At 65.6% G+C, this 26,890-nt stretch carries 22 protein-coding genes; 8 read left to right on the top strand and 14 right to left on the bottom strand.

Annotated elements, in window-relative coordinates:
* Positions 1 to 140: 140 nt before the first annotated feature.
* The gene (rsgA, locus tag HNQ08_RS09705) at positions 141 to 1,142 is read right to left on the bottom strand and encodes a ribosome small subunit-dependent GTPase A (RefSeq protein ID WP_184130755.1); all 1,002 of its coding nucleotides are present in this window, start codon (positions 1,140 to 1,142) and stop codon (positions 141 to 143) included.
* A 170-nt stretch (positions 1,143 to 1,312) separates the two neighbouring features.
* On the opposite strand from rsgA, the gene HNQ08_RS09700 reads away from it, so the two are divergent.
* Positions 1,313 to 2,020 carry an AzlC family ABC transporter permease gene (locus HNQ08_RS09700; protein WP_184130751.1) on the top strand — a complete coding sequence of 236 codons (708 nt, stop codon included), beginning with the start codon at positions 1,313 to 1,315 and terminating at the stop codon, positions 2,018 to 2,020.
* Positions 2,017 to 2,337: an AzlD domain-containing protein gene (locus HNQ08_RS09695; RefSeq protein ID WP_184130748.1), complete on the top strand. Its 321-nt coding sequence runs from the start codon at positions 2,017 to 2,019 to the stop codon at positions 2,335 to 2,337. Before HNQ08_RS09700 ends, HNQ08_RS09695 begins: the two co-directional genes overlap by 4 nt.
* Before the next feature lie 205 nt (positions 2,338 to 2,542).
* Here HNQ08_RS09695 and HNQ08_RS09690 read toward each other — a convergent pair whose 3' ends face one another.
* The gene (locus HNQ08_RS09690) at positions 2,543 to 4,585 is read right to left on the bottom strand and encodes a prolyl oligopeptidase family serine peptidase (protein ID WP_184130745.1); all 2,043 of its coding nucleotides are present in this window, start codon (positions 4,583 to 4,585) and stop codon (positions 2,543 to 2,545) included.
* A gap of 184 nt (positions 4,586 to 4,769) precedes the next feature.
* On the opposite strand from HNQ08_RS09690, the gene HNQ08_RS09685 reads away from it, so the two are divergent.
* Genes HNQ08_RS09685 through HNQ08_RS09660 form a run of 6 tightly spaced genes read left to right on the top strand, consistent with a single transcriptional unit; the run spans position 4,770 to position 10,467 of the window.
* Positions 4,770 to 5,717, top strand: a complete 948-nt coding sequence (locus tag HNQ08_RS09685) for an iron-siderophore ABC transporter substrate-binding protein (protein WP_229789853.1) — start codon at positions 4,770 to 4,772, stop codon at positions 5,715 to 5,717.
* The gene (locus HNQ08_RS09680; RefSeq protein ID WP_184130742.1) at positions 5,714 to 6,670 is read left to right on the top strand and encodes a sucrase ferredoxin; all 957 of its coding nucleotides are present in this window, start codon (positions 5,714 to 5,716) and stop codon (positions 6,668 to 6,670) included. Before HNQ08_RS09685 ends, HNQ08_RS09680 begins: the two co-directional genes overlap by 4 nt.
* Before the next feature lie 47 nt (positions 6,671 to 6,717).
* Entirely contained in the window at positions 6,718 to 7,686 is a 969-nt protein-coding gene (locus HNQ08_RS09675; protein ID WP_184131492.1) for a FecCD family ABC transporter permease, read from the top strand.
* A gap of 24 nt (positions 7,687 to 7,710) precedes the next feature.
* The gene (locus HNQ08_RS09670) at positions 7,711 to 8,637 is read left to right on the top strand and encodes an ABC transporter substrate-binding protein (protein ID WP_184130739.1); all 927 of its coding nucleotides are present in this window, start codon (positions 7,711 to 7,713) and stop codon (positions 8,635 to 8,637) included.
* A 49-nt stretch (positions 8,638 to 8,686) separates the two neighbouring features.
* Positions 8,687 to 9,661: a FecCD family ABC transporter permease gene (locus tag HNQ08_RS09665; protein ID WP_244977112.1), complete on the top strand. Its 975-nt coding sequence runs from the start codon at positions 8,687 to 8,689 to the stop codon at positions 9,659 to 9,661.
* Complete coding sequence (locus tag HNQ08_RS09660) at positions 9,658 to 10,467, top strand: ABC transporter ATP-binding protein (RefSeq protein ID WP_184130736.1); 810 nt, start codon at positions 9,658 to 9,660, stop codon at positions 10,465 to 10,467. Before HNQ08_RS09665 ends, HNQ08_RS09660 begins: the two co-directional genes overlap by 4 nt.
* Positions 10,468 to 10,519: 52 nt before the next feature.
* Here the strand turns inward: HNQ08_RS09660 and cobT are convergent, their stop codons facing one another.
* From cobT to HNQ08_RS09600, 12 genes are all read right to left on the bottom strand, one after another.
* Complete coding sequence (gene cobT, locus HNQ08_RS09655; RefSeq protein WP_184130733.1) at positions 10,520 to 11,587, bottom strand: nicotinate-nucleotide--dimethylbenzimidazole phosphoribosyltransferase; 1,068 nt, start codon at positions 11,585 to 11,587, stop codon at positions 10,520 to 10,522.
* Positions 11,577 to 12,140, bottom strand: coding sequence for a bifunctional adenosylcobinamide kinase/adenosylcobinamide-phosphate guanylyltransferase (gene cobU / locus HNQ08_RS09650; RefSeq protein ID WP_221284115.1), 564 nt, complete (start codon positions 12,138 to 12,140; stop codon positions 11,577 to 11,579). The genes cobT and cobU overlap by 11 nt, the downstream gene beginning before the upstream one ends.
* A 348-nt stretch (positions 12,141 to 12,488) precedes the next feature.
* Positions 12,489 to 13,064 carry a histidine phosphatase family protein gene (locus HNQ08_RS09645; protein ID WP_184130730.1) on the bottom strand — a complete coding sequence of 192 codons (576 nt, stop codon included), beginning with the start codon at positions 13,062 to 13,064 and terminating at the stop codon, positions 12,489 to 12,491.
* Positions 13,061 to 13,819, bottom strand: coding sequence for an adenosylcobinamide-GDP ribazoletransferase (locus HNQ08_RS09640; RefSeq protein ID WP_229789857.1), 759 nt, complete (start codon positions 13,817 to 13,819; stop codon positions 13,061 to 13,063). The genes HNQ08_RS09645 and HNQ08_RS09640 overlap by 4 nt, the downstream gene beginning before the upstream one ends.
* A 169-nt stretch (positions 13,820 to 13,988) precedes the next feature.
* Positions 13,989 to 14,912 (bottom strand): hypothetical protein, encoded by a 924-nt coding sequence (locus HNQ08_RS09635; protein WP_184130727.1) that lies wholly within the window; start codon positions 14,910 to 14,912, stop codon positions 13,989 to 13,991.
* Positions 14,913 to 15,015: 103 nt separating this feature from the next.
* Positions 15,016 to 16,950 (bottom strand): putative bifunctional diguanylate cyclase/phosphodiesterase, encoded by a 1,935-nt coding sequence (locus HNQ08_RS09630; RefSeq protein WP_184130724.1) that lies wholly within the window; start codon positions 16,948 to 16,950, stop codon positions 15,016 to 15,018.
* A gap of 307 nt (positions 16,951 to 17,257) precedes the next feature.
* A complete protein-coding gene (locus tag HNQ08_RS09625; protein WP_184130721.1) occupies positions 17,258 to 17,716 on the bottom strand; it encodes an META domain-containing protein in 459 nt (152 codons plus the stop codon).
* Between the two features lie 216 nt (positions 17,717 to 17,932).
* A complete protein-coding gene (locus tag HNQ08_RS09620) occupies positions 17,933 to 20,197 on the bottom strand; it encodes a hypothetical protein (protein WP_184130718.1) in 2,265 nt (754 codons plus the stop codon).
* Positions 20,198 to 20,661: 464 nt separating this feature from the next.
* The gene (locus HNQ08_RS09615; protein WP_184130715.1) at positions 20,662 to 23,721 is read right to left on the bottom strand and encodes an SdrD B-like domain-containing protein; all 3,060 of its coding nucleotides are present in this window, start codon (positions 23,719 to 23,721) and stop codon (positions 20,662 to 20,664) included.
* Positions 23,722 to 23,847: 126 nt separating this feature from the next.
* Positions 23,848 to 24,417: a hypothetical protein gene (locus tag HNQ08_RS09610; RefSeq protein WP_184130712.1), complete on the bottom strand. Its 570-nt coding sequence runs from the start codon at positions 24,415 to 24,417 to the stop codon at positions 23,848 to 23,850.
* Complete coding sequence (locus HNQ08_RS09605; protein ID WP_184130709.1) at positions 24,414 to 25,307, bottom strand: hypothetical protein; 894 nt, start codon at positions 25,305 to 25,307, stop codon at positions 24,414 to 24,416. Before HNQ08_RS09605 ends, HNQ08_RS09610 begins: the two co-directional genes overlap by 4 nt.
* Before the next feature lie 104 nt (positions 25,308 to 25,411).
* Positions 25,412 to 26,287, bottom strand: a complete 876-nt coding sequence (locus tag HNQ08_RS09600) for a hypothetical protein (RefSeq protein WP_184130706.1) — start codon at positions 26,285 to 26,287, stop codon at positions 25,412 to 25,414.
* Positions 26,288 to 26,890 lie beyond the last annotated feature (603 nt).

Raw genomic sequence — 26,890 nt, 5'->3', positions numbered from 1 at the left:
TGCCTGCGCCTCAGTTTGCGATGCTCGTGCCTGCAGACGGCCACCTTGGGAGCCGTCCGAACCCGGAGGAGTGCTAGAAGCGCAACAGACTTAGCCCTTGCTGCGATTGGATTCACCGGTATCCGGGCCATACCCTGGCGCTAGCGTCGGGCGCGTCGTGACTGCTGAGCCTGGAACGCGGCCAGCCGCGTGGCTGAGACCTTTCCCGCCTGGACCGCCGCCTGCACCGCGCAGCCGGGTTCCGTCGTGTGCGTGCATTTGCGGAAGCGGCACTGCGCGGCCAGCGCCTCCAATTCGCCGAAGTCGGCGGCGTCCGCGTCCCACACCGCGATGTCGCGCAGCCCTGGATTGTCGATCAGCAGGCCTCCGCCGGGCACGGTGTATAACGTGCGGCTGGTCGTCGTGTGTCTGCCCTGCTGGTCACTGGCCCGTACCTCCCCGGTGGGCGCGGCGGGGCGGCCCAGCAGGGCGTTGGTCAGGGTAGATTTGCCCACGCCCGAAGAACCGATCAGGGCCAGCGTGACCCCCCCAGTCAGAAGAGACCGTACGCCTTCCAGGCCCTGGCCGCTCTCGGCGAAGGTGACGTGTATCTCCAACTCTGGTCCCAGGGTGCGGAGCTGCTGCACCCACCAGTCCGTGTTCGCATGCAGATCAGCCTTGTTGAGAACCAGCACGGGTCGCGCCCCACTCTGCTGCACGGCCAGCACGTAGCGCTCCAGCCGTTCCAGGTCGAAATCGGCGTCGGGGGTCGTAACGATCAGGACGAGATCAACGTTGGCCGCGATCACCTGCTGACGGACCGCCTGGGGCCGCCGAGTTTCCTCCGATGCGCCCAAGGCGCGGGCAAAAGTGGTGCGTCGGGGCAGCACGGCCAGCAGTCGCCCGCCCCCTTCGGGAGCCATTTCCAGAACACACCAGTCCCCGATGGCGGGTGTGAGCGCTCCGGCATGGCGCGACGCACCGGCCAGCCGGGCTTCCTCCTCGCCGTGCAGGCCGCGTACCTGGAACGTCTGGCGCTGCACCCCGACGATCCGCACGGGAGTCATGCGGGCACACTCATCGGGGGACAGCGGAGCGCAGAACGCCTGATACGTTTCCTCGAAGTCCGCTCCCCACCCCAGGGCCTCCAGCTCAGATGTCATGGTGGCCCCCGGCCCGGCATGGGCGCAACCTGGGGACGCTGCTGTGTAGTTCAGAGAAGTTCATACCCCCATTGTGTCGTGTCAAATACGGACATGATTGTTCCCGAGCTGAAGCGGTGCCGGAAGACCGGGTGCGAGGTGGTCAGGCGTAATCCGTCGACCCGGACACCATGACGGCCCTGAGCGCACTATCGTCCCGCTTGCCCCCGGCCTTCTGGCGCGGCGTGCGCGCTTTTGTGCCCCTGATTCCAGGCGTGCTGCCATTCGGCATGGTGGCAGGCATTGCCGCGGTTCAGGCCGGATTCACCCCCCTGCAGTCCATCGCCTTCTCCTTGATCGGCTACGCCGGATCAGCCCAGCTGATCGCCTCTCAGCTGTTTGCCAGCCACACGCCCACCCTCCTGATTGTCCTAGCCACCCTGATCGTCAACCTGCGTTTTGCCATGTACTCGGCCTCAATCCAGCCGCTGTTCGGCGGCGTGCCGCCCGCCCGGCGCTGGCCACTCGCGTATGGCCTCACCGATCAGTCGTATGCGGTGGTGTTGGGGCGGCCCGCAACAGAGACGAATGCGGTGGCGTATTACGCTGGGGCGGCCATGCCGATGTGGCTCACCTGGCAAATGGGTACGGCTGTCGGTGCGCTGCTGGGTGCACGGATTCCTGCGAGCTGGCCGCTGGACTTCGCTGTTCCCCTCAGTTTCATCGCGCTGCTTGCGCCGGTCCTCAGAAGCAGGCCGCAGATGTTCGCCGCCGTGGTCTCTGCGCTGGTGGCGGTGGCGGCCCATGACCTGCCGTTCCGCCTGAACCTGATCCTGGGGGCGCTGTGCGGCATCGCCGCTGGCCTGTTCGCGCAGCGTCGGCTGAGCAGGAAGCTGTGAATGTCTGGCTGCTGATCCTGGGCGTCGGTGTCGGCAGCCTGCTGCTGCGCGCGTCGGTGCTTGTGTTGCTGCGTGACCGGAACTGGCCACAAAGCGTGACCGCGTCGCTGGGGCTGGTGCCTGCTGCCGTGCTGGCCGCACTGATTGCACCCGAACTGCTGTACGCGCCGTCGACCGGCGCTTTCGATCCGGTTGGGCCTCGGCTGGCGGCGGGTCTGCTCGCGGCGATGGTGGCGTGGAAAACACGCGACGTGTTGTGGACCCTGGTCACTGGCCTGGGGCTGCTGGTGGCGTTCCAAGCCCTCGGCTGGCGCTGAGGTGCACTTCAGGAAATACTATTTTCTCTGGTTAAGCGGCACTGCCAGGGCGTCGTGGTTGAGTCAGACAGCTCGCAGGTCCTGAGATCTGGCCTTCGTAAACGGGCTGTAAAGCGGAAAAGTTGCGCGCCGCTGACACAAATTCATAGCCCAGTCCTACCGGTGTTACAGCCGAACTTCCAGCTCGAATTGTCCGCTCCGCCGCTCAGCTCAGCGCCGAGAGCAGGAACGCGTAGACATCGGCTTTCTCTTCCAGAACCAACCGGGTGGGCTTGCCCGCGCCGTGCCCCGCCTGGGTCTGAACGCGCAGCAGGATGGGGGCCTCGCCCTGCTGAACCCGCTGCAATTCGGCGGCAAATTTGTAGCTGTGGGCCGGGACCACCCGGTCGTCGTGGTCGCCGGTGGTCAGCAGCGTGGGCGGATAGGCCAGTGGAGTCAGGTTGTGCAGGGGACTGTAGGCGCGAAGAACGGCGAAGTCCTGCGCGTCGTCGCTGCTGCCGTAATCACTGACCCAGGCCCAGCCGATGGTAAAACGCTGGAAGCGCAGCAGGTCCATCACGCCGACGTGCGCCACGGCCGCGCCGATCAGCTCGGGGTGCTGTGTCAACGTGGCGCCCACCAGCAGGCCGCCGTTGCTGCCGCCCTCGATGCCGAGGTGCGGCGGCGAGGTATAACCGCGCGTCACCAGAAAGCGGGCGCAGGCGGCAAAATCGTCAAAGACGTTCTGTTTCCTCTCCCGGGTTCCCGCCCGGTGCCAGCGCTCGCCGTATTCGCCGCCACCGCGCAGATTGGCGACCGCCAGCACCCCGCCGGCCTCCAGCCACGCCAGCCGCGAGACGTCGAAAGCCGGGGTCAGGCTGACGTCGAAACCGCCGTAGCCGTAGAGCAGCGTGGGGTGCGAGCCGTCCAGAGTCAGATTTCGCCGCGCCACGATGAACAGGGGCACCCGCGTGCCGTCCGCGCTGGCCGCGAACTCCTGGCGGACCTCGTAGCCGCCCAGGTCCGCCGCCAGCTCCGGCGCCCACACGGGCGTCAGGCTGCCGTCCGCTGCGTCGAGCCGGTATCCGGTGGCCGGAAAGAGAAAACTGGTGAAGCTGAGGAAGATCTCGTGGCTGTCGGAGTGACCGTTCAGGGCGTCCACGGTGCCCAGCCCGGGCAAGGGGACTGACCGGGCGTTCTGGCCGTGCCGGTCCACCAGCGTCAGGCGGCTGGACGCATCTTCAAGGGTATGCAGCACGAACCCGCCCGAGATCAGCTCAGCTCCCAGCAGGCGGTGCTGTCCCTCGGGAACGATGTCCTGTCGCTCGCCAGTCTGCAGATCATGTGAGATCAGGCGGCCCAGTGGAGCGTGGTCATCGGTCAGGAAGTACAGCCGCGATCCCTCATTGCCGACGAACTGGAAGCTGGCGCCGAATTCGGCCACGACCTCCTGAAAGGCGCCGTTTTCTCCAATAGGCCGCACCCAGATCAGGTTCTGGCGGGCGGTGCCCTTCCAGACGTTGATGATCAGCCACTGCCCGTCCTCGGTCACGGTGGAGCCAAAGCCCCACTCGGGCTGATCGGGCCGCTCCAGGATCAGTTCGTCGGCGTCCTGGCCGGTGTCCAGGCGGTGCAGCCACAGGCGCTGATTCAGGTTCGCCCCGCTCAGGCGTTGCCCGTCCTCGGGACGGTCATAGCGGGCGTAGAAAAAGCCGCTTCCATCCGGCAGCCAGCTTGCCCCGCTGAATTTGCTGTCGGGCAGCACGTCGGGCAGGTCCTGGCCGCTGGAGACGTCGCGCACCCGCCACTCCTGCCAGTCGCTGCCGCCCTGCGAGACGGCGTAAGCCAGTCGGGACGCGTCGCGGCTGACCGCCAGACCGCTCAGCGCCACTGTGCCGTCCTGCGACAGCGCGTTGGGGTCCAGCAACACCCAGCCCTCGTCGGTGGGCGAATCCATTGTGTACAGCACAAACTGATTCTGCAGGCCGCTGTTGCGTAGTTGAAAGAACGCCCCACCCTCCTGCCAGACCGCGCTGCGGCGGGGAAAATCCCACAGCTCGCCCAGCCGCTCCAGCAGCTTCGCCCGCTCCGGCAGGGCGCCAAGCACACGGCGGGTCCGGGTGTTCTGGGCCTCGACGAAGGCCCGCGTCTCCGGGCTGTCGGCGTCCTCCAGCCAGCGGTAGGGATCGGTGACCACCTGACCGTGGTAGGTGTCGGTGTGATCACTGCGGCGAACGGTGGGGGCGGGTGGGGCTGGGGGCAGGGCCATGCGTCAGCCTAGAGTCATTCCCCCGCTCTATGAAAGGGCGAGCGCTTCATGCGAATGCTAAGACGTGCCGGCCTTCGGGCCGCGCCCCCCTATAGACCGACAAGCCCTGACCCCCGCATGGATTCACTCTGGCAGGGACATTTTTAAACTTGACTAATTGACTCGGATTAATTAGCTTGGGCCAGTGAAACGATCTGTTCTGCTGCTGACCCTGGCGCTGACGCCTACTGCCGTCGCCCAGACCCTGACCCTCAAGCACGACGAGGGGACCACCACCGTCAAGAAGAATCCTCAACGCGTCGTTGTTATGGACGAGGAGGCCCTGGGCTGGATGTTCGCGCTGGGGGTGGGTGAACGGGTGGTGGGCCTGGCCAGCAGCTACCTGTCTCCCACCGACGTCAGCGGCGGGAAGCTCAAGCCCGCAGTGCTGAAAGAGGGATTCTACACCCGTGGCAAGCTGAACAACCCCAGCTTCGTGGGCAGCTGGACAGCCCCCAACCTGGAAACCATCCTGGCCCTGAAGCCTGATCTGATTGTCCGCCTGACCTGGGACGGCAACCAGAATTACGACAAGCTCAGCAAGATCGCCCCCACCGTGGGCTATGAAGAGGGCAGTCAGGGCTTCTGGCAGAAGGGCCTGCGTGATCTGGCGCGCGTGTTTGGCAAGCAGGTACAGGCCGAGCAGATCATCAAGGAGGCGGCGGACGTGAACCGCAGCAACGCCCGCAAACTCCAGGCGGCAGGCGTCTTCAGGAAATACGACAAGGTGGTGGTGCTGGCCCCCTTCAGCGGTGGTAACACCTGGGCCTACAGCCGGGTGCGCCTGATCGATGACCTGCTGGCGCTGGGCTTCAAGAACGGCCTGAAGATCGGCAACGCCACGCTGGGTATCGGGGCGCAGATCAACGACGAGGCCCTGCTGGGCATCGACAAGAAGACCCTAGTGGTGCTGTTTCCCCCCGGCGGCCAGTACAACGGCGCGGACGCTTTTCTGAAAACCCCGGTGGGCCAGCGCCTGAAGGATCAGAGTGTGGTGTACACCCCCGAAGCTTTCAGCCCGTACTCCGGCCCGCTGACCTCCATCCGCAACAGCAACGAGGTCACGCGCCTGATTCTGGACAAATTGAAATGACCGTGACCGCGCGGCCCCGCCTGCCCCTGTGCGCCGATGCCTCGCTGGCCGCCGGGGAGGACCCGATTGGTACCGCCCCGCACTGGCAGGAGGTCACGGTGCTGGAACTGGACGTTCCCGTCTGGGCGCGGTTGCGGGACGTGGCGAACTGGACGGCCCAGCAAAGCGGCGTCTTCGAGCGGCTGCGCGGCAAGGTGGAGGCCTCGGGAGCGGGCTTCGGTCTGCTGATGAGCGCCCCGGCGCAGGCGGATCAGCCGCTGCGGGTGCGTCACTATGTTCGCCGGCACGCGGGCTATGTGCGCCGGGACTATGCCAGTGATCTGCCCCAGTCCGAGTGGGCACGCGGATTGATCGACACGCTGCTGGAACCGGAGAATCTGAGTGGGTGGCGGCCCGTGGAGACGCCACCCTCCGGCCCGGACCTTCACGTCTGTACCCACGGGACGGTGGACGCCGCCTGTGGCCGCTACGGCGTACCGGTCTACGCCGCCCTTCAGGCGGCGGGCCTGCGCTGCTGGCGCACCGGGCATTTCGGCGGTCACCGATTTGCGGCCACCGCCGTGGACCTCCCTGGTGGCTACCTGTGGGCGCACCTGACGCCCGAACTGGCCGTGCAGGTGGCCCGGCGTGAGGTCAGTCCCGCCGAAGTCGCCGGGCACCTGCGCGGCTTTGCCGGCCTGCCCCCGCTGGCCCAGGTGCTGGACCGCGAACTGCTGATCCGTTACGGCTGGGACTGGCTACGCGCCGCGCGCTGGGCCGAGCTGGACGGCCCGGACGTCAGCCTGCATTTTGAACTGGACGGCCTCAAGGGCACGGCCCACGCCGAGATCGCTGCCGCCCCTTCCCTGAAACTTCCCGGCTCCAGCCACAAACCCGATCTGAGTGACGTGAGGCAGTGGCAGATGCGTGAGCTTCGCGTGGAATTGCAGGCGACGGCACAGGCCATCCCTTGATCACCAATGTCGTCCATACGTCCCGCCCCCGCCCCCTCGGGCGTGTCCTGGTGTTTGTGGGGGCGGCGCTGCTGCTCGTGCTGGCCCTGCTGGCCTCGCTGGCGTTGGGGGCCAGTGAGATCTCCCTGGCCCACGTGGCCCGTCTGCTGTTTGCCCCTGACGACAGCACCGACAGCCTGGTGGTGCACGCCCTGCGGCTGCCGCGCACGCTGGTGGCAGGGCTGGCTGGAGCGGCGCTGGCGGTGTCGGGTCTGCTGCTTCAGGGCGTGACCCGCAATCCCCTGGCCGATCCGGGCATCCTAGGCGTGGAGGCGGGCGGGGCGTTCGCCATTCTGATCATGGTGGTCTTCTTTCCCAGCGCCCCTGCCGCGCTGTTCGTGCCCGCTGCCTTCGTGGGCGGGGCGCTGGCGGCGGCGGCGGCGTACGGCGCGGCCAGGAGTGTGGGCCTGACTCCCCTGCGGCTGGCGTTGGCCGGGGTGGCGGTGGCGTATCTGCTGGGGGCGGCCACCCGCGCCGTGCAGATCCTGTTCGAAACCCGTGCCCAGGGCGCGCTCTTTGCGCTGTCCGGCTCGGTGGCGGGGCGAACCTGGGAGCAGCTGTGGCAGGTGGCCCCGTGGCTGGGGCTGGGACTGGTGGTGGCGCTGCTGCTGGCCACCCGCGTCAACGTGCTGGCACTGGGCGAGGACATCGCCAGCAGCCTGGGCACCCGCACCGCCCGCGACAGCGCCGTGATCACGGCGCTGGGCGTGCTGTTGGCCGCCGCTTCAGTGAGCGTGGTGGGGCCTATTGGCTTTGTCGGGCTGATCGTGCCCCACGCGGCCCGCGCCCTGATGGGAGCCGATCACCGTTTGAGCCTGCCGCTCTCGGCACTGCTGGGCGCGGCGCTGTTGATCCTGGCGGACATCGCCGCCCGTCTGATCGACAAACCCGCCGAAACCCCGGTGGGCATTCTGGTGGCCGCTGCCGGAGCGCCCTTCTTCGTGCTGCTGGCCCGGCGAATCGGGCGGTCCAACTAAAACTTTTCTCTTTCGAGGTTCACCATGAAAACAAAACTCCTGTCCTTATCGGCTCTCGTCCTGCTGTCCTCCGCTCTGGCCCTGACGGTCAAACACGAGCGCGGTACGGTGGAACTGGCGGCCCCGGCCAAGCGCGTGGTCGCGCTGGAATACTCGTTCGTGGACACCTTGCTGGCGCTGGGCGTGACCCCGGTTGGTGGGGCGCTCGGCACGCAGGGCGGAGACCGCGGCGCGCCGCCCTATCTGCGCGCCCTGACCGCCAAGATTCCCGCGACGGGCAGCCGCGCCCAGCCCAGTCTGGAGAGCATCGCCGCCCTGCGCCCGCAACTGATCGTCGCTGACGCCTTCGTGCAGGGCGAGATCTACCCGCAACTGGCCAAACTGGCCCCCACCGCTGCCTTCCAGAGTCGGCGCGGCAGCCTGGATGACCTGAATGCGCAGACGCTGGCCATCGGGCAACTCGTGGGCCGCGAGGCCGCGGCAAAACAATTGCTGGCCGATCAGCAGGGACTGATCCGCAAGGCGCGGGCCTTTGCGAAAAAGAACGCGCCCCCCTTCGTCGCGGCGGTGGTGACGCCCAAGTCGTTCACTGTGCACAGCAACCAGAGTTTCGTGGGCAGCTTTCTGGAGGCGCTGGGCCGCAAGAATGCCCTGAGTCCCAAAGGCGATCAAACCCAGTATGAACTCTCGCTGGAGGGGCTGGTGGCCCTGAACCCGCAGACGCTGGTGCTGTTCACCGCGCCGGACGAGACGCCCATCACGCAGGAATGGAAGAAAAATCCGCTGTGGCAGAAACTGAGCGCCGTGCAGCGCGGCCGCGTGTACGTGTTTGACCGCGACAACTGGACGCGCGGACGCGGCCCGATGGCCCTGAAGTTGATGGTGGCCCAGGCGATCGAAAGCCGCCTGCTGCCCGACACCGCGCCGTCCGCCGCCTTCCGAGACCAGTGATGCTGTGACTGTTCAACTTCGCCCCCCGCGTTACACCGACGCGCGCGCCCTGACCGTCGCGGTGGTCCTGGCCGTGCTGACCGGCCTGCTGGCGGTGCTGGCCCTGGGCCTGGGCGCGGTGGCCACTCCGGCCGCGGAAGTCTGGGCCACACTGTGGGGTGGGGGCGATGACCTGACCCGGCAACTGGTGCTGGAACTGCGTCTGCCACGCGTGGGCATCTCGCTGCTGTGCGGGGCGATGTTCGCCGCGTCCGGCGCGATGATGCAGGGCGTGATCCGCAATCCCCTGGCCTCGCCGGACATCATCGGCGTGGGGGCCGGGGCCGGACTCGCCGCCACGGTGTTTCTGCTGGCCTGGCCCACTGCGCCCCCCGGCGGCCTGCCCTGGGCCGCGCTTGCCGGCGCATGGGGCGGCTTCGGGCTGGTCCTGTTGCTGTCCGGCGAGCGGCGCGGCGCGGGCGGCCTGCATCCGGTGCGGCTGGCCCTGGTGGGCGTGGCCGTGGCAGCGGCGCTGGGCGCGGCGCAGCAACTGGTGCTGGTGCGCGCTCCCGATGGTCTGGGCGCGGCGCTGACCTTTCTGGCCGGCACGGTTTACGGGGCGGATTCGGCGCGGCTGCTGCGCGTGCTGCCGTGGGCCATGGTCCTGTTGCCCGCCGCGCTGCTGCTGTCGCGCACGTTGGACGTGCTGAATCTGGGGGAAGATCTGGCCACCGGACTGGGCACGCGGGTCAATCCCGCCCGATTGGCGTCGCTGGGCGTGGGCGTGGCGTTGGCGGGGGCCGCCGTGACTGGGGCCGGTATCCTGGGCTTCGTGGGCCTGCTGGCTCCCCACCTGGCCCGGTTGCTGGTGGGGGCCAGGCACGGGCGGATGCTGCCCGTCAGTATGCTGCTGGGGGCCCTGCTGGTGCTGGCCGCCGATACCCTGGGCCGCGCCCTGCTGCCACCGCTGGAAGTTCCGGCGGGCATTTTCACCACGCTGGTGGGCGCGCCGTATTTTCTCTATCTGCTTAAAAGGAGTGCATGAACCGCCCCCCCGCCCCTTCCGCCGCGCCGCTGTCCACCCAGGACCTGAAACTGGCCTACGGCACGTCCGTCATCGTGCCGGGGCTGAACCTGAGCCTGAAAGGCGGACAGGTCACCAGCATCATCGGCCCCAACGGCTGCGGCAAAAGTACGCTGCTGCGGGCGCTGGCCCGGCTGCGCCCCGTGACCGGCGGCAATGTGGAACTGTACGGTCAGGCGCTGCACGCCCTGCCCAGCAAGGAGGTGGCCCGGCGGCTGGCCATCCTGCCGCAGGGGCCAACTGCGCCCGAAGGGTTGTCGGTGGAGGAACTGGTCTGGTTTGGCCGTCACCCCCACCAGGGCCGTTTCCCGGTGCGCCGCCCCGAGGACCGTGAGGCGGTGGCCTGGGCGCTGAGTCAGACCGGCATGACCATTTTCGCCAGTCGTCCGCTGGAGGCGCTCTCCGGCGGGCAGCGGCAACGGGCCTGGATTGCCATGAGCCTGGCCCAGCAGACCGAGATCCTGCTGCTGGACGAACCCACCACCTACCTGGATCTGTCGCACCAGCTGGAGGTGCTGCAACTGGCCCAGCGCCTGAACCGCGAGGGGGGCAAGACGGTGGTCATGGTGCTGCACGAGCTGAACCAGGCCGTGCGCTACAGCGACGAGATCATCGCCATGCGTGAGGGCGAAGTCTACGCCCAGGGCCGTCCGGAGGATGTGCTGACGCCGGAGCTGCTGGCGGACGTGTTTAACCTGAAGGCGCATATCCTGAGCGATCCGGACACCGGCAGACCGTACATCATTCCCTATGCGCTAACCCGCTGAGAGCCACCGAACCACGCAGAGGTTGGTTTGCACTGAGCCGTCCACTTCCAGTTTACCCTGCGGGCACACCCGCCTCTTCAAAGGTTCGCATCTCGCGCAGGGTGGCCGCTGCCGCCAGCAGCAGGGGCGCGGCCAGCACGCCGCCCGTGCCCTCGCCCAGCCTCAAGCCCAGTTTGAACATGGGCCTTAAGCCCAGGGCCGCGAGTTGCGCCCCGTGGCCGATCTCGGCGCACTCGCCGGCCGGGAACAGAAAGTCGCGCAGGGCCGGGGCCAGCGCCACCCCCACCAGCGCGGCGCTTCCCTCCACGAAGCCGTCCAGCACCACCGCCCGCCGCAACGCCGCCGCCTGGAGCATGATGCCCAGCATGGCGGCAATCTCATAGCCACCGAGCTCGGCCAGCACGTTCAGCGGAGCGGTCACTGGGGTGCGGGCCAGCGCCTCCCGCACCGCCGCGAGTTTGCGGGCCAGCGTCTCGTCGTCCACCCCGGTGCCGCGTCCGGTGACCTGCGCCGCGTCCACCTCCAGCAACCGGGCGCTCAGCGCTGCGGCGGGCGTGGTGTTGCCGATGCCCATCTCGCCGGGAATGATCAGGTCCGCGCCGTCATGGATAGCCCGGCGGGCCAGCCCCGCACCGGCCAGGATCAGCGCCTCGGTTTCCTCACAGGTCATGGCCGGTTCGAGACGCAGGTCCCTCGTCCCGCGCCGCAGGGCCGCACGAATCAGCGCGGGGTGAGCGGGCAGTTCTGCGTTCACCCCCGCATCCATCACGTACACCCGCGCGCCTACCATGCGGGCCATGGCGTTGACCGCGGCCCCGCCCGGCCCGGCAGGGGTTTCGGCCAGGAAATTGGCGACCATCGCAGGCGTGACCTCAGGTGGGTACGCACTGACTCCACCCGCCGCCACGCCATGATCGCCCACCGCCACCAGCACCGCCACGCCACGCGGGTGGGGCCTCTCGCAGCCGAACACGCCCGCGAGCCGTACGCCGAGGTCTTCCAGATCGCCCAGCGCTCCGGCGGGTTTGGTCAATTGCGCCTGGCGGGCGCGGGCGCGGGACATGGCGCCGGCATCGGCGGGCTGGACCGACTGGATCAGGGCGTGCAGATCAGGGTGCATGGAATTCCTCGGAGGATTTGAGTTGAAGGGGCAGGCCACTGACCAGCAGATACGCCTCGTGACTGGCGGCAGCGCAACGCTGGTTGACCCAGCCCAGCACATCGCGGTAACGGCGGGTCAGGGCGTTATCGGGCACGATGCCCAGGCCCACCTCGTTGGACACCAGCACACTCAGGCCGGAACGGGCGTGCGCGACGCTCAGCAGGTCGTCCGCCGCCGCCAGCATCGCCCCATCCGTCCATCCTATGAGCAGCATGTTGCTGACCCACAGGCTCAGACAATCGAGCACGACGGTGGGGGTAGCTGCGTATTGAAGGGCCCGCGGCACCTCCAGCGATTCTTCCACCGTCGTCCAATGTGCCGGACGGTCCGCCCGGTGACGTGCGATCCGTTCTTCCATCTCGGTGTCGAAAGCCTGGGCGGTGGCCAGGTACGTCACGGCTTCCCCACGTGCGGCCGCGCGGGTCTCGGCAAATCGGCTCTTGCCGCTGCGTGCGCCCCCGGTCACGTACACGATCACGGCAACGACCGTGCCAGATCGGTGGAGGCACAAGGCCACAGGGCAGGAGCGGATAGCAGGGGCAAAGGGTGCATGAAAAACTCCGGTTTGCGTGGGGGCGGCAGCGAAAGCGGGCGACGCAGCAAAAGAAAAAGCCCACTCCAGCCGGGGCCAGAGCGGGAACAGGCGTGGCGGGGCCACGGGGAAATTCAACACTCGGTTTGCGGCCCTCTGATGGCGAGAGGTGCTGAGCCGTAGTGGCCAGCGTCCCTGAGAGGCATTCGGGCTTCACCACCTGCTTGTGGCATACCGTTGCGCGGCAGCGCCGGAATCTCACCGGACTTCCCCTTTCCCAGGTGCGCGCAGCCTAGCAGAGCACAGCGGTGGGAGGTGGCGCCAGCTTCAGAACAAGCTGGCTCGGCGCAACTCGCTCAGCCACCAGTGGTCCTCTGCCCGCCTGATCACCGCCACCCCGCCGGGGGCAATCTCGGCGGCACGCAGGCCCACGCACAGGCGCAGCGCTGCCAGCAGCGGTCCGGCGTGGGTGAAGGCGATGACCTGGCCCTCGTGTGGAAGGCCACTTAGCCACCCTTGGATGCGCGCGTGAAAGCCGTGACCCGTCTCGCCCCCTGGTGGGCCTGCGTCGGCTGCAGGCTCAGCCAGCGCCTCGATCCAGTGGCGTGGCCTGCTCCCGTACCTTGCTTCCAGCTCGGTCCAGGTCTGTCCGGCCATCACGCCGAAATTCGCCTCCGCAAGGCCAGGCACCGTGACAGCGTGAGGGAAGCCGGCCAGCGCCGCGGTTTCCCTGGTTCTCAAGCTGGGTGAGACGAAGGCGGCAGCGTCACGCGGCAGGTTCAGGCTGGCGGCCAGAAGGCGCCCCTGGGGCGAGATGGGGGCATCCTCATCTGGGCGGGGGTAGCGGCGCTGGGCATTCGGTACGGTGGGCGCGTGGCGCACCAGAAACAGCGTGAGGGTCACCCCCGGCCCCAGGCATACGCGCACAGCCCCGCCAGTTCCGCCGTGACCACGATCATCCCGTAGATGTCGCCGCTCAGGCCCCCGCCCAGTCGCCGCGCGCTGAAAGCCGCCACCACCAGACAGGCCGCCAGCGCCGCAAGCCACGCGAGCCAGGCTCCCGGCAGCAGCAGCGTGGGGGCCGCAAGCAGCAACGCCAGCCCGACGCGCCCTTCACGCGAGCGTGCGCCCAGGGATTCTTCGCGGGCCGCTGGGAAGTGGTTCATGGGCAGCAGGAGCAACGTGCGCGCTGACACGGCGGCCACCAGCGGCGCGTACCAGGGAAGGGGCGCGGCCAGCAGGCTCCACAGCGTCAGCAAGGCCAGCACGCCTACCGCCAGCCCGAAGGCCCCCACATGCACGTCGCGCAGGATCTCCAGGCGCTGGGCCGGACTTTTCATGGCGAACAGGGCGTCGGCGCTGTCCACCAGTCCGTCGAAGTGCAGCATGCCGGTGACCCCCAGCCACGCCCCCACCGCCAGCGCGGCCACCACGCCGCCGGGCAGGGGCAGTCCCAGCCATAGCAGGCCAGAGACCAGTCCGCCGACGGCATAGCCTGCCAGCGGGTAGTACGCCGAGGCCCGCGCGAAATCACCGTCTCGGACCTCGTGGATGTGGGGCAGCGGCAGGGTGGTCAGGAAGGTCAGGGCCAGATGGGCGGCGCGCAGTTGGGACGATGGCGTCCACCGCCTCATCCCGCGTGAGGAACCGGGGCGCATAGCGTCCAGGCTAGCGCTTTTGCCCCTGGAGATAGAACAGGGCGCCCGTGGCGGCACCGCCTGTCTGGTCACATCAATGGACGCCAGGCTGTCCTTACAGAGGAGGGCCGACGCGAGACCTCCCGCAATCTGGAATCACACAGAGAGCAAGCGTGTCGGCGTCGACTTATTAGTCGGTTCCGGTAAGGAAAGTCCCGTCGATGTCTTGCTGCGCGGGCTTTTCGGTGGGGCGCTGCAGGGTCAATTGCATCTGACCCACCGTCCGCTCTGAGGCCACAGCCTGGCACGCGAAGTGGTTCAGGTCTCCCTCGCGGGTGGTAGCCCTCGCACTGAAGGTCACCGGCTCGCCGGCCCAGCAGAAGTCATGGGCTTCGACGCTGGCCTGTGGAATCCAGAACGGCTGATCCTGGCCCAGACTCAGGCCGGCGAGCTGGGAGAGCTGACCCATCAGGATGGCCACGGGCATGGCCGGGTAACGCTCGAAATGACCGGCACAGGCGGCGACGGGAACCTCGGCAATGTGGCGGGTCCACAGGTCACCCTCTCGCGAGAGCCTGCCTGCAGGCAGCGGCGGCATCCGGTCCAGCGGCTGCCCCACAATGTCGGCGCGCTCGCGTGAGCGAAACAACCGGGCGAAGGCATTGTCCGTCAGGATCGTGTATTGCACCTCGACCTCGGCCAGCGGTTGTCCCCCGGCAGACGCGTGGATGCGGGCCGTGGCCTCCCGCCGGGTCAGGTCCAGCAGGCTGGCCCGCAGGGTGATCCGGGAACCGTAAGGCGCGCGGTTGGCAAAGCCCCAGTAGGTGGCGCGCTGGGCCAGGTAATAGCGGCGTTGATCGTCCGGCTGCGCCATTGCCGCTACACACAGGCCCGCGATGGCGGCGTGCCGGCTCAGTTCTGCGCCCTGGATGGGGCCGAGTTCAGCGCTGCGGGGCAGTTCGGCCTGAACCTCGGCCAGCAGGTCTTGATCATCGCAGCGGAGCGCTTCCAGCGCGAAGTACGGTGGGCGAACGCAGATGCGGTCCAGCAGTTCACGGGAATCGAGCTTGGTGGTGGGGGGGCAATAGAGTACTGGACTGGCGCTGGGGACCATGGGACCTCCGAAAATATCGAATGAGAGTGGATTCCCCAAGGTAGCGTGTCTGCTGGACACGCCGGGCCGCACATCTGTTCTCTGGCATGCCCCATCCTCTGCTTCAGTTCAGGCGCTTGTGCCAGCCGACGTTCAGCTCGGGCTGGCCCGGGTCCAGCAGTTCGTCCATTCGACCGGCGTCCAGGGGGCGGGCAAAGAAATAGCCCTGCGCGAAGTCGCAGCCCAGGCCGCGGACGGCCTCCACCTGCTCGTGTGTCTCGACGCCCTCGGCCACCACCTGCAGGTCAAGCGTCCGGGCAATGCCCACGATGGCCGTGATAAGCGCTACGGCGTACTGCGGCGCGCGGCGGGGCGAGGCGAGATCTTCGGTAAACGAGCGGTCAATCTTGATGCAGCCGATCGGTAGATCGCGCAGATAGGCCAGGGAGGAGTACCCGGTGCCGAAGTCGTCAATGGCGATTTCCACCCCAAGCCGTTGCAGCCCCCTTAAAGCGGTCTGCACCAGGGTGGGACTATGAATGACCGCGCCCTCGGTCAGTTCGAGTTCCAGTTTGTGGGCAGGCAGACCGCTCAGCAGCAGGGCCTGTTTGACCTCGTCGACGAATCCAGGCTGCGCGAACTGAACCGGCGAAACATTGACCGTGACTGTTCCAGCCCAGCCGTGGTGTTCACGCCAGCGACAGGCTTGCAAGCAGGCCTGCTCCAGTACCCAGCGGCCCACCGACATGATCTGCCCACTGGTCTCGGCGATGGGAATAAAGACACTGGGCGAGATCACGCCGAATTCGGGGTGGGTCCAGCGCACCAGGGCTTCAATCTTGCTCAACTCGCCCGTTTTAAGGTTGTAGATCGGCTGGTAGACCAACGTCAACTGGTCTCTGGTCAGTGCGGACTGAAATTCACGGGTCAGCAAAACGGTGCGCTCCAGCTCGGCGTCAAGCGCCGCATCGAAGCGCCGGACTCCATTACGCCCGGAGCGCTTGACCTGATACATCGCGGCGTCCGCATGCCTGAGCAGGGTTTCGGCGTCCTGACTGTCGTCGGGGTAGACGCTGATCCCGATGCTGGCGCTGAGCTGGATCTGCTGTCCGCGGACCGTGAAGGGGAGAATCAGTCCGGCCAGCAGTTGCTGGGCTAGAGCGGCGGACCACGCGGGCGGTGTATCACGGACGATCACCACAAATTCGTCGCCGCCGATGCGGGCTGCCAGGTCCCTCTGCTGGAGGACCGACTGCAGGCGTCCGGCCAGATTCCGGAGCACCTCGTCGCCCGCGCTGTGGCCCAGGGTATCGTTGACCATCTTGAAACCGTCCACGTCGATAAACAGCAGGGTGAAGGCCTCGCCGCGTTCCACCGCGTGGCCCAGTTCCCTCTCCAGGCGCAGGCGGCTGGGCAGCCCGGTCAGCAGGTCCGTGTGAACGAGGCGCTGCAAGGTCTGGGCCTGCGCCTGAACACTGGAGAGACGGTCCTTGTATCCGATGAACGCCTGCGTCAGCGTCAGCAGCGTCAGATTGGCGAGCAACATCTCGATCAGCGCGAACAGCACGCCGCCCGACTGCGTGGTCCAGCCGTTCAGGGCCGCATAGCCGACGCTGCACAGCACCATGGCCGCGAAGAAGACAAAGGTGATGTTGCGCGCGGCCTTCAGACTGGGAATGAATAGGGAGAGCACGTAGACCGCTGGAATCCAGAAAAACGATTCGGTCATTTCCACCTGGACGGAAGGCCCCGGTGGAAGGAAGTACAGCAGATAGATCAATTTGCTGAGGAAGAAGGCGCAGGACAGTAGGACCAGGGCGGTGACCACCCGGTCGGTGGAGCGCGGTTTGCGCCACAGCGCCAGCTCCAGAACCAGCAGCCCGATGGTGAGGGCAGGATAGGCCAGCATATCGAAGGGGGTGGCCTGCCCACTCAGCGGATCGAGAATAGCGCCCAGGAAGAAAGCAACTGCTGCAACGGGCATGGCCAGCAGCAGGATCAGTCGCCAACCGTCCGAGTGCGCTGAGCGCGCTGAGAGGTAGCGGGCAAGACGGGTCATGTTCTCACAATGATAAGCATGAGCGCCACACTCAACTCTTACTGTGGCAGGAAGCCGAATGTGTGGACGCTACTGCCTTTCAACCCAAGTTGGGTCTCGGCGGGAGCCTCTCCAGTGTGCGTGAACCAGACTCTCCCAGACCGACAGCCTCGCCCAGGCGGGCGGACGGCGGTCAGAAGGTGTCGCCTTGCCTGCACTGACGGGATGGCTGTATGGACGCAACTGGCCTGGAGTCTTCTGTAAAAGCGACACCATCTATCCGGAAGCCCCGCATTGGACCGGCCTTGGCCGCGTCATTTGTTGCCCCTTACTTGCGGCTGGGTGTTACGAAGCCGATGCGCTCAAAGACCAACCGCGTCTTTCCTGAAAAAACCACCAGCTGACGCTGCCCGATGGCGTAGCGCGTCGCACTGTTGAGCGCATTGACCAGTGGGTTGTCGCCGGCGTACACGCACCGTTCGGTTGGCGAGGGCGGCAGGGTCCGCACGGAAAACCTTACTTTCAAATCGCTGGCCGTCAAATCACCCTGAAACCGTCCGCACCCGAATTGCCCCCTTACATGGGTGTTAGAAATAAACACTTCAGCTGCGGGCTGAGCGTCACCCAGCACAGCGCTGCCCTCAGGAAGAGCCGTCCGAAGTGCCCAGATGCCGCTTAGGGGTGGGAGTTGGACGGCCCAGGCGCTGGAAGTCAGCAATAGGGCGGGAAGGATATGCAGGGTAGAAAGGCGCATGGCCGAACGGTGGCAGAAGGTGATGATGGTCACCTGACGCAACATAGGTTAGGAGGGCGCTTTCCCTCGTCAGGGTGGCGAAGAACCGCACCGCTGGGCTAGGTCCAGCGCTCATCCTGCTCAGGATGCCGACTGACGCCAGTCAAAGGCGTTCAATGATGGTAGCCGTAGGCATGCCCCGGGCAATGCACCTGGTGTGTAGTCCCACGGTGCCCTCTAGGCCGCTGGGCGCCTATGCCATCAACCCTGCTATGGCGTAGGCGCCCAGCTTCTTGCGACGCGCGCCTCCTGAAGGAACGCAGTCCGGCACAGGTCACGCAGGGTCTGGTTGCCCCAGCACAGTGCGCCCACGGTCAGGGCGACGTCCCTGGCCCGGACACTCAGTTCCAGCAGACCGGCCTCCCCCTGACCCGTCAGGGAAAACCAGTGACCCAACGGCAGTACTCCTCCGAAACGCTGCTCCATGCCGTCTACGGTCTGGTCCGGAATGGTTCCTGTGGCATAGACCATGCGTGGGCCGGCTCCCGTCTGTACCCCCAGGAGAAAGGGAGAAATAGGCATACCGGGCTGAGGGGGGCTGACCACATCGACTCTTGCACTCAGCGTCCAGTGGCCTCTGCCCTGGCCGGGCAACAGCAGGGTCAACAGCGGGGGCGGACCGGGTGGTCCCCGCCGCAGCACCTCCAGATAACCGCTGTCCAGCCCCACCCGGTAGCCGCCAGGGGTGCGGACCTCGTGGCGGGCATGCGGCAACGTCTCCGGCGCCACGACCAGTTGTGTGCGAGCCTGTCGTTCACAGGGGATGAGCGGCGGGGCTGGCAGGGCGTCGTCCGCTGCCTCAGATAACTCCTGCAGCCCGGCGCGGGCTGCGTAGATCAGACTCAGATGTGGCTCGCAGGGCAGCAGCAGGTTCGCCAGTGTGGCGCGGACGGTCTGGCGCTCTTGGGGCGGGAGTGAGGAGGCCAGTGCGCTACGCAGCACCTCGCTGGCGAAGGTCAGGTGGTTCTCGGTGTCGCTGATACGGTGGGTCAGTTGCGGCAGTGTCAGCCGCTCGGCCGCTCCAGCGGGAACCAGCACGCCGCTCAGGAGGCCGATTCGCAAGACCTCCGTGGCGGATTCGCCCAGCAGTGTGCTGGCCAGCGCAGGGTCAAAGCGTCCGTAGATCTGCGCCAGTTTCGCAAACTGCTCTTGCAGTAACGTGGGAAAGCTGGACAGGTGGGCCAACAGCCGGTCACGGACCTGCACAGGCAACCGGGCGTCCCCCTGGAGCACCCGGTCATTGTCGTCCAGCAATGCCCGGATATACATGGGGATGCCCTCCGAGCGCTGAACCAGCCGGGTGGCGTGCGCACGGAGCAGATCGTCCGGTGCCGAGAGGTGTTGAGAATCAGTCGATGGTAGCCTGTCCAGGAGGCGCATCACCTCTTGGACGCTGATGGGCGGCAAGGTGACGGCATGCAGACGGGGGCGGGCAAATTGCCCGAGCGCAGGCCTCAGACTGCTGGCCACACCCGGCGCAGTGGTGCTGACAACCAGGACCAGCGGCAGCGGTAAATCCACAAGGAATCCCAGCATGGGTCCCAGCCAGTCGGGCCACTGCGCCGGGTGTGGCATGTCGTGCAGGGCGACCAGCAGTGGCTGACCCACCGTGGACATCAACTGACCCAGTTCGATCAGTGCCAATTCAGGATCGCTGCTGTGTGTAGAAGGCAGTTGCGCGCGCTGATCGGCGGTCATGATCTGCCGCAGATGTTGTATCAGCGCCGCCAGTAACAGGGATTGCCGGACCGTGACCTGAACTTGTACGGCAGTCCAGGGGGTGTCTTCAACCAGGCGGCGCAGCAGGTCACGCCGGGTTTCGCTGTGGCCCTGCAACAGCACCAGCTGGGAGGATTCTCTGGCCTGAATCAGCACCTGCCGGAGCAGTTCTTCCTGGGCCGGCCACCTGAAGGCTGGGACTGTGTGATCGATCGGCAGATGCGGCGTGCCGAGTTCCAGCCCCAGCAGATCCGCGCGGGCACATACCAGGGCAGCGCACGCGTCCTGTCCGTGCTGTTCATAGCGTGAATAGGCCAGGCGTAGACGCTCCTCAATGCGGTCGTGGATCATCTGGCGCTGTTGATCCACCCACGCCTGAAACTCCGGGGTTCCCAGATCCTCCAGGCCGCTCAGGGCCGGTCCGTGCAGGTGCGAGAGCCAGCCGATCAGGTCTCGTTCCTGTGCAGGGTGGGGGGCTGAGAGCCATCCGTCCAGATCGGTGGGGCAACTGAGCGTCAGCATCGGCTGGCGCGCCGGAAAGGGGTCAACCCCCCGTCCCTTGAGCCGGACCAGCTCGACCCGCAAGTTTCGCAGGGCGTCCGGAGTGTCCCACAGAAGCCCGGCCAAATGCTCACGGTGGTGGGGCCGGCCCTCCAGCGTTAAGTAGCTTAGCAAGGCCACCGACTTGCTGGACAGTTGCAAGGGCTGCCTTCCGCGACTGGCATGGACATGACCTAGCAGATGCATGGTAAGCATGGCTCCCCCGTATCTCCTGAGACTGGCAGCGGCTGTGACCAGGCGCGCCGTTCCATTCACTTTTCGACTATTTCGCTTGGCGGCCTGCTCACGGTCGTCACTCGATATGGTTGCGTTCTATGTTTTGAAGGGGCGGTGAAGGTCGGCTTCCTACAGAAACTCCGCGCTACAGCACCAGCCATAGCGTTAATCGCTCTTGTGAGGTTATTAACATAGCATACCGCCCCGTTGTTCTTATAACGCAATTAAGGCGACTGAGAAGGCAAGTACGCAATCAGTTATACGGCAGAGTCAACGAGCGTGCGGCGTTAATGCCAGCAGCTGATGTCCATCGGTCATTAACGCTCTGCCCCACGGGTTGTGATCCGGCGCTGCCGGATTCGGTTGGACTCGGGGTGCCGCCCCTCGACGCAAAACATCGGCGTCGCTCTAGGCGACGCCGACGAGAGATTTTGTTAATCAGATCATTTCCCCGCCATTACCAGCAGCTTGAGGATGAGCACCTTGCTTTCGCCGTCACCGACAGCTGTGACCTTGACGTCGTAACTGCCTGGGACGGTGCCGGCAGGAACCGTGAATTCCAGTGAGGCACGGTTGCCCTCCAGCTTGGGGGTCAGAGTCTGGCCTAGTACCTCGACATTGACTGTGCGGGCCCCCTGTGTCTGGACGGTCAGCTCGACTTTGGCCCCTGGCGTGCTTGGACCGGACGACAGACGGCCCAGTACGGCCAGCGTACCACCGGTGTAGGTGGTCACAGATTGCCGAGGGGGCATTGCCGCGCCCAGCGCCAAGGCGGGCAGACGCTCACCAATTTTCAGTTCGGCGCGCTTCGCTTCGGTGGTTGCGGTGTAATCCTCAGGCAAACTGACAGGATTCAGGGCCACGGTGTACGTGCCCGGCGGCAGGGTGCCCAGACGGGCGTATCCGCGGCTGTCAGCCTGCACAGCGCGTACCGCTGGACCCGAAAGGGATATACCTGCGTACGGAATGGGCTGCTCGCCGGGATCGGGGCTGCCATTGCGGTTGGTGTCCTCAAAGACCAGAACTTCCAAATTGCCCACCGGTGCGAAGGCGACGTTCTGCTCGGAGCGGCCGTTCTCGGTCACCGTCACGTTCGGAGTGTCGAGCGCTTCCACGGTGGCGGGCAGCCCTGAGGGGAAGGCCAGCGGAAAGCTTCCTACTGGCGCGCGGACACTGTACCGCCCCTGCGCGTCGGACACAGCGCTGGCGTTGCCCACCCGGACAGTTACGCCGGGCAGCCCCGCCTCACCGTCGTCCTGCTTGCCGTTCAAGTTGGTGTCCCGGTACAGCACTCCACGGACCTCACCGCCCCTGCGCCCCCCAAAGGTGTTGACCAGGAAGTCCGGGGTAGCGATCACCCTGGTCAGGTCGTACGACACGCCCACCCGCACGCCCTGAGTTAGGGAACCGGCCAGCAGGCCGCTAGGGGCAATCACCCGGTAGCCGGTACTCACGTTGACGCCCGGCAGGCCCACATCCCGGATCCCAATGGTCAGTGCGGCCTGATCTGGCCTGCGCCGCTCGCTTCCGGTCCAGATCTCGGCATGGTTGAAATCCAGACGGGTGTTGATGCGGTCGGTCCAGGACCGTTCCCAGCTCAGTCCCAGGGTCTGGGTGGTGCTGGGATCCTGCGGGCTGCCTGCGGGGGTGCCCGGCACCGTGCCGCTGCGGCGCTCGAAGCTGTATAGCGCCGCAAAGGTGTTGCTCTTCCACGCGTACGCACCGGTCAGGCCCAGGTAGACCTTGTCCTGGCTGCCGCCAGCTGGGACTGGATTGCGAGACCAGCTGGCCAGGGCGTTGGCATCCAGGGCGGCGGTACTGAGCGAGGCATTGACCTGAACCGTATGGGCCAGCTCGCCGGGTGTGTCGTCGTCGCTGGCTATCAGGTACTGCGCCGAGCCTGATATCGCTGCCCCTAGAAGCCGCAGTGAGGGGGACGTGATTCCCGCCGTGGCCTGCCACTGCGCGCGGGCGGTGGGCACTGTTCCTCCCTGCACGCGGCCCGACACGCTGGCCCCGAAGCCTGCTGGACCGCTGTACAGCCCCAGTCCGGAAGCCGACCACGTCAGCCCACCCGGTTGCCGTTGCAAGGAAGCCGCCGCCCGGACCCCGAACGGCTGGATGCCACTCAATCCCCCCGAGACGCCAAGGGTATGGAGGCCGGACAGGCTGCCGCTGTAAGTTTGCGTCACGTCGAAAATATTGGTGACGTAACTCAGTTCCTCAGTCACAAACAGATCACCCTGGTAACGCCCAGCCGCGCTGAAGCCTACCCCCGCCAATCCCACACTCAGATCCAGGTTGGGACTCAGGCGGCGGCCGTAGCGGACCCCCAGCGTGTCGGTGCGCTGCGTCTCCCCATCCTGGCGGACCACGGTGGTTGTAACTTCCACATCCAGCGGGCCGCCCGCCACCTGGGTACTGGCCCCCACCCCGGCGTTGTAGACCTGCCCGGCCACCAGCCGGCTGTAGCGGGCCCGTGACCGAAGCTTCCAGGGCCCCGTGTCCAGCGTTCCGCGCACTCCGAAGCCGTCTCTTCCTCCCTCCAGTTCAGCGGTCCAGCGCCCACCGTCGAGTTGCACTCCAAACGTGGGATTGTCCGGCAGCGGTCGGGTCAGGCTGCCGTCCAGTCCGGAAATCCCCAGACTGCCTTTCACGTAATCAGAGAGCTGGCCGCCGACAGTGGGCTGCAGGCTGTAACGGATCGACGTGCTGCGGCCTCCCGGAGACCAGTCCACGCCGGCTTCCACGGCGGCCCGGACGCTGAAGGTCAGGCGCGGACCCTGGACGGCGGTTCCGCTGCGTCCGGCCACCGTGGTGAACACACTGTTGGTGCGTGCGCGGGCGCTGATCTCTGGATTGTTGGCCGACGTCGCCTCAAAAAACAGGATGTACAGGTAACCCTCTGAAACCCGGTCGAGCTTCAGGGTGGCGTTGACGGTCCGGGACTCGCCAGGCTTCAGCGTCACCTCGCTGGTGTCCAATTGTGGCTGGCGGTCGGCGTTGGTGATCGTCAGCCGGATGGTATCTGGCTGGTTGCCCAGGTTGGTGACCTCCAGCGGCACGCTCAGGGTCTGCCCCGGGGTGCCGCTTAGGTTCGCCGGGCTCCGAAGAGCCACGCGCGCGCGTGGCAGCACACGCACCTGGGTCTGGGCGCGGGCGACTTCCGTGCCACCTTGTAAGACCCGTAACACCAACGGGGGGGACTCACCTGCGGGGGCTAGCGCCGGAACCTGGAAAGTCACGGGGATCAGGGTCTGGCCATTTAATTTCACGTTCCGTGTACGCGTGACTGGAGCCCATTCAGGCGGGCTGTCTACTGTGAACTCGTAGTCGCCCTGGCCCTGGGCTTGAAAGGTGAGCGTCACGTAGCCGCCCGGTGTCCCCTCGCGGGGCGCAGGGGCCGTCACGCTTGGTCCACTGCCCTGTGCCGCAGCGCTCAGCGATGGCAGGGCAGGCGGCATGAGCAGCAACAGGGCAAGCAGAGTGAGGCGGCGGGACATGCAGGGCACTCCTTCTGAAGTGAAAGTGGGGCTGAATCAGTCTTAAGATGTGCCACGGCCGCTGTTGCATGTCAAATGCCAAGGTTGATTGCACTCGCCACTTGATCATTCAGCGGACGATGATTGTCAGGGCAGCACCAGCGCCGTGAAGGCTACGTCGAATAGGTAGTTGCCTCCAGCCTCCGCGCCAGTCAGGTCCAGCGCGAACTCAATATTCAGCGGTAGCCAGCCGCCGGACGGCCCGATATGACTGAACACCACCTGGGGTGCGCCAGTCACGTCTAGCCATGGCCCGCCGTTAATGCGGTAGTGCATCTGCTTGTTGGGTAGCGCCCGCCCCTGGATGTCAGGCTGAGCATGGACCTCCATCTGCACGGTCCACGGTTTAGCGGCATTGCTGAAGACGCTGAAAGCCTGGGCCGGGGACAAGTAACGGGCTGGAAACGTCGCGGGCGGGTAGTTGCCCGCATTGATGTCAAAGACCACAGCCGTATTGGGACGGCGAAGCGAGATCACATCAGGAATCAAGGGACGCACGGTGGCGTCGGTCTGTATCGGCGCCTCTGGCGTGCCCGTGCCCGGTAGAGGTGCACCGGGCACGGGCACGCCGGGCAGCGGAGGCAGGGTCTGCGCTCCAGCGTGGCCGCTGCAAAGGGTGCCCAGCAACAACGTGCTGAGCAGCAACCTGCGTCTCATGGTTTGCCCGCCGGGTTTGATGGAGGCGTGGTGGCCGGAGCGGTGCCGCTGGGCGTGGCCCCTGCGGTAGCGGCTGGAAGTTTGAGGTCAAAGGGGAGGTTGACCACATGCTCACCTAGGATGTCCTTGCCCTTGTCGCCATTGTTCAAGACCACCAGCGCGCTGTACTGGCCCTTGGGCACCGGCCCAACCCAGGAACTCTTGAGCAGGACGCTGCGGTTGGGCAGCGCCACGATCAGGTCGAGCGGCAGGGTAGCGGCCAGGTTGCCACTTGCGTCGCGTAATTCCACGCGGCCCTGCACCCCGGTGACGACATTGCCGGAATTGGAGTACTGCACTGCAATTTGGTAAGGACCTGTCTCAGTTTGTGGAAGAGCGTCAAAAATACCCGTGATGCTGCCCTCAGCCTTGGTCGGCTGAACGTTGACGTATATGGTATGGGCCACCCGTAGCCGGAAGGAGGCCAGGGTCTTGCCAGGGATCGCGGCCGGTTCCTGGCCCTCGAACATCAGCATTGCCCAGTGCGTACCCGGCGTGGCGTCGGCCGGAACCTGAATGGTGTAACGGACCTGTTTGGATTCCTCACCGCCTAGCTCGATCTCGGCTGGCGTAAATGTGATCCATGAAGCGCTGCTCTCTTTGACGGTGCCCGCTGGGGGAAACTCGGTTTCGCCGGTCTCGCTGATATTCATATCGGTCAAGTAAGCGACCACCCGCAGCTTCTGCTTGTTGGGATTCGGGTTGTAGATACTTAGCACCTGCGTGATGGTTTGGCCCGGCGCGGCGGTGTACAGCCGGGCCACTGGGTCAACGCCAACCGTGGCCTGTGCGGCAGCCGTGACGGAGAAAAGAGTAAACAGCAGGGCAAGCAATCGAGCAAAGGGACGCATGGAGCCTCCGGTCAGGTGAGAGTTTGGAAGGGGCTCGGCCCCGAGGCCAGCCGCACCGGAAAAGTGGAGCAGCGCCAGGGCGAACTGGCGCTGCTCCTCGTCACTCAGTTCTTGGCGTCAGAGTCGGCGATCACGAAGGGCGTGGCGCTGGATTCCAGTGTATAGGTCAGCGTGGCGTTGTTGTCGCCCGCCTTGTCGCCGTCCACCACCACGGCAATCACGACGAGGTCATCGAGCCAGCTGGTGTACTTGCGGCAGACGTTGGTGCCGCCGCCCAGGTCTGCCTGCGTTTTGCCCGTGGTGCCTGCTGCGCGCGCGCCCGTGGTGCCACTGGTCATGCGCTGAGGAATCAGTTCGCGGGCGGCGCCGGGATCGAGTTTGTAAAGCCCGGTTGCCCCGCCAAATGTGCTGCAGGGGTTGTCCTGGATGTACATCATCTGCCGACCCATGCCATTGGTGGGGTTATCGCGGCTCACGCTAAGCTTGAAGTTACCCACGTTGGAGAACTTCTGAATGATAAAGGCCCGGTAACACACGAAGTAGGCCTTGCTGGCATTGTCGACTTCGCCGTTGGCCGGAACGACGATGGGCGGATATTGCGTGACCTTTTGACCGGCATTGACGGTGATTTTGCCCCATTCGTTCCCAAGGCTGTAATTGGTTCCCAGAGGATAAACCTGGGTCTGGTTCCAGAAGTCGGCTCCCAGCTGCGACGACTGATCCTGACCGTTGCCGACACCATAAGCGCAGTACCAGGTGCCGTCCTGGTTGCCAATCTGGCTGATGTCGAAGGTCAGTGTCGTGGCGTCCAGATGGAGCGCCGTGGCTTCGGGTAGCTTGAGGTTGACCGTTTGGGTAACACTTGCAGTCTTCGCACCCTTAGAGACTGCGTCTGGACCGGAGTCCGTGGTTACACCAATTGTCTGGGCTCCGGCGGCGGCAACGGTCATCATCACGGCGGTCATCCAAAATTTACGCATGGTGAACTCTCCTTTTTCTCCCCAACTTTCTCTTGTGGTCTTTACCCAACCGGCTGAATGCTTCTCGTCTTCCCTTGTCTGCATCGCCCCCTTGCGAGAAACCGCTGCACCTCCCCATTGTGTGTGCCGCGTGTGATGTGAAGGTAATGAAAGGTGCGTTACCCCTCGGTTAATGGATTTTCAATGCAATAGGCGCGTCGCTGAGACTCTGTCCCTAGTGAGCTGCTTGAATCTCCAAAATGTTTTCACAAAATACACATAATGAATGGGCCGATAAGTGGCGCCAGGACAGTTTAATCTGGGGGACACACCTAAATAAATAGGGTCAAGGGGAATATGGTAGGAATTAATTAGAGCTCAGTTAATGTCTGCCGTAGGACAGTAACGTAGGTGTGGCGGATTCAATGGGATATAACCCCAAATCCTGCCTACAGCCGTATTTTTAGAGTCAGCTGCGGTCGTTACACATGCTGAAACGAGATTTAGGCTGTCCACATCTATAAAGCGGAAAGCAGGAACTTGAGGCTCGGGTGTCTTCACTGCCTGGGGTCCGCCTGACTAGTTGGCAGCTTAGATGCGCTGCACATCCAAGCTTGTCGATGC

The sequence above is a fragment of the Deinococcus humi genome, from assembly GCF_014201875.1.
Lineage (GTDB): Bacteria > Deinococcota > Deinococci > Deinococcales > Deinococcaceae > Deinococcus > Deinococcus humi.
Note: the sequence above shows the minus strand (reverse complement) of the source record. Positions and strands in the feature narration are given on the sequence as shown.

Coding starts and splice junctions, on each gene's coding strand:
- rsgA (WP_184130755.1), bottom strand. CDS start 1,142: ATGACATCTGAGCTGGAGGCCCTGGGGTGGGGAGCGGACTTCGAGGAA.
- HNQ08_RS09700 (WP_184130751.1), top strand. CDS start 1,313: ATGACGGCCCTGAGCGCACTATCGTCCCGCTTGCCCCCGGCCTTCTGG.
- HNQ08_RS09690 (WP_184130745.1), bottom strand. CDS start 4,585: ATGGCCCTGCCCCCAGCCCCACCCGCCCCCACCGTTCGCCGCAGTGAT.
- HNQ08_RS09680 (WP_184130742.1), top strand. CDS start 5,714: ATGACCGTGACCGCGCGGCCCCGCCTGCCCCTGTGCGCCGATGCCTCG.
- HNQ08_RS09670 (WP_184130739.1), top strand. CDS start 7,711: ATGAAAACAAAACTCCTGTCCTTATCGGCTCTCGTCCTGCTGTCCTCC.
- HNQ08_RS09660 (WP_184130736.1), top strand. CDS start 9,658: ATGAACCGCCCCCCCGCCCCTTCCGCCGCGCCGCTGTCCACCCAGGAC.
- cobT (WP_184130733.1), bottom strand. CDS start 11,587: ATGCACCCTGATCTGCACGCCCTGATCCAGTCGGTCCAGCCCGCCGAT.
- HNQ08_RS09640 (WP_229789857.1), bottom strand. CDS start 13,819: ATGCGCCCCGGTTCCTCACGCGGGATGAGGCGGTGGACGCCATCGTCC.
- HNQ08_RS09635 (WP_184130727.1), bottom strand. CDS start 14,912: ATGGTCCCCAGCGCCAGTCCAGTACTCTATTGCCCCCCCACCACCAAG.
- HNQ08_RS09630 (WP_184130724.1), bottom strand. CDS start 16,950: ATGACCCGTCTTGCCCGCTACCTCTCAGCGCGCTCAGCGCACTCGGAC.
- HNQ08_RS09620 (WP_184130718.1), bottom strand. CDS start 20,197: ATGCTTACCATGCATCTGCTAGGTCATGTCCATGCCAGTCGCGGAAGG.
- HNQ08_RS09615 (WP_184130715.1), bottom strand. CDS start 23,721: ATGTCCCGCCGCCTCACTCTGCTTGCCCTGTTGCTGCTCATGCCGCCT.
- HNQ08_RS09610 (WP_184130712.1), bottom strand. CDS start 24,417: ATGAGACGCAGGTTGCTGCTCAGCACGTTGTTGCTGGGCACCCTTTGC.
- HNQ08_RS09605 (WP_184130709.1), bottom strand. CDS start 25,307: ATGCGTCCCTTTGCTCGATTGCTTGCCCTGCTGTTTACTCTTTTCTCC.
- HNQ08_RS09600 (WP_184130706.1), bottom strand. CDS start 26,287: ATGCGTAAATTTTGGATGACCGCCGTGATGATGACCGTTGCCGCCGCC.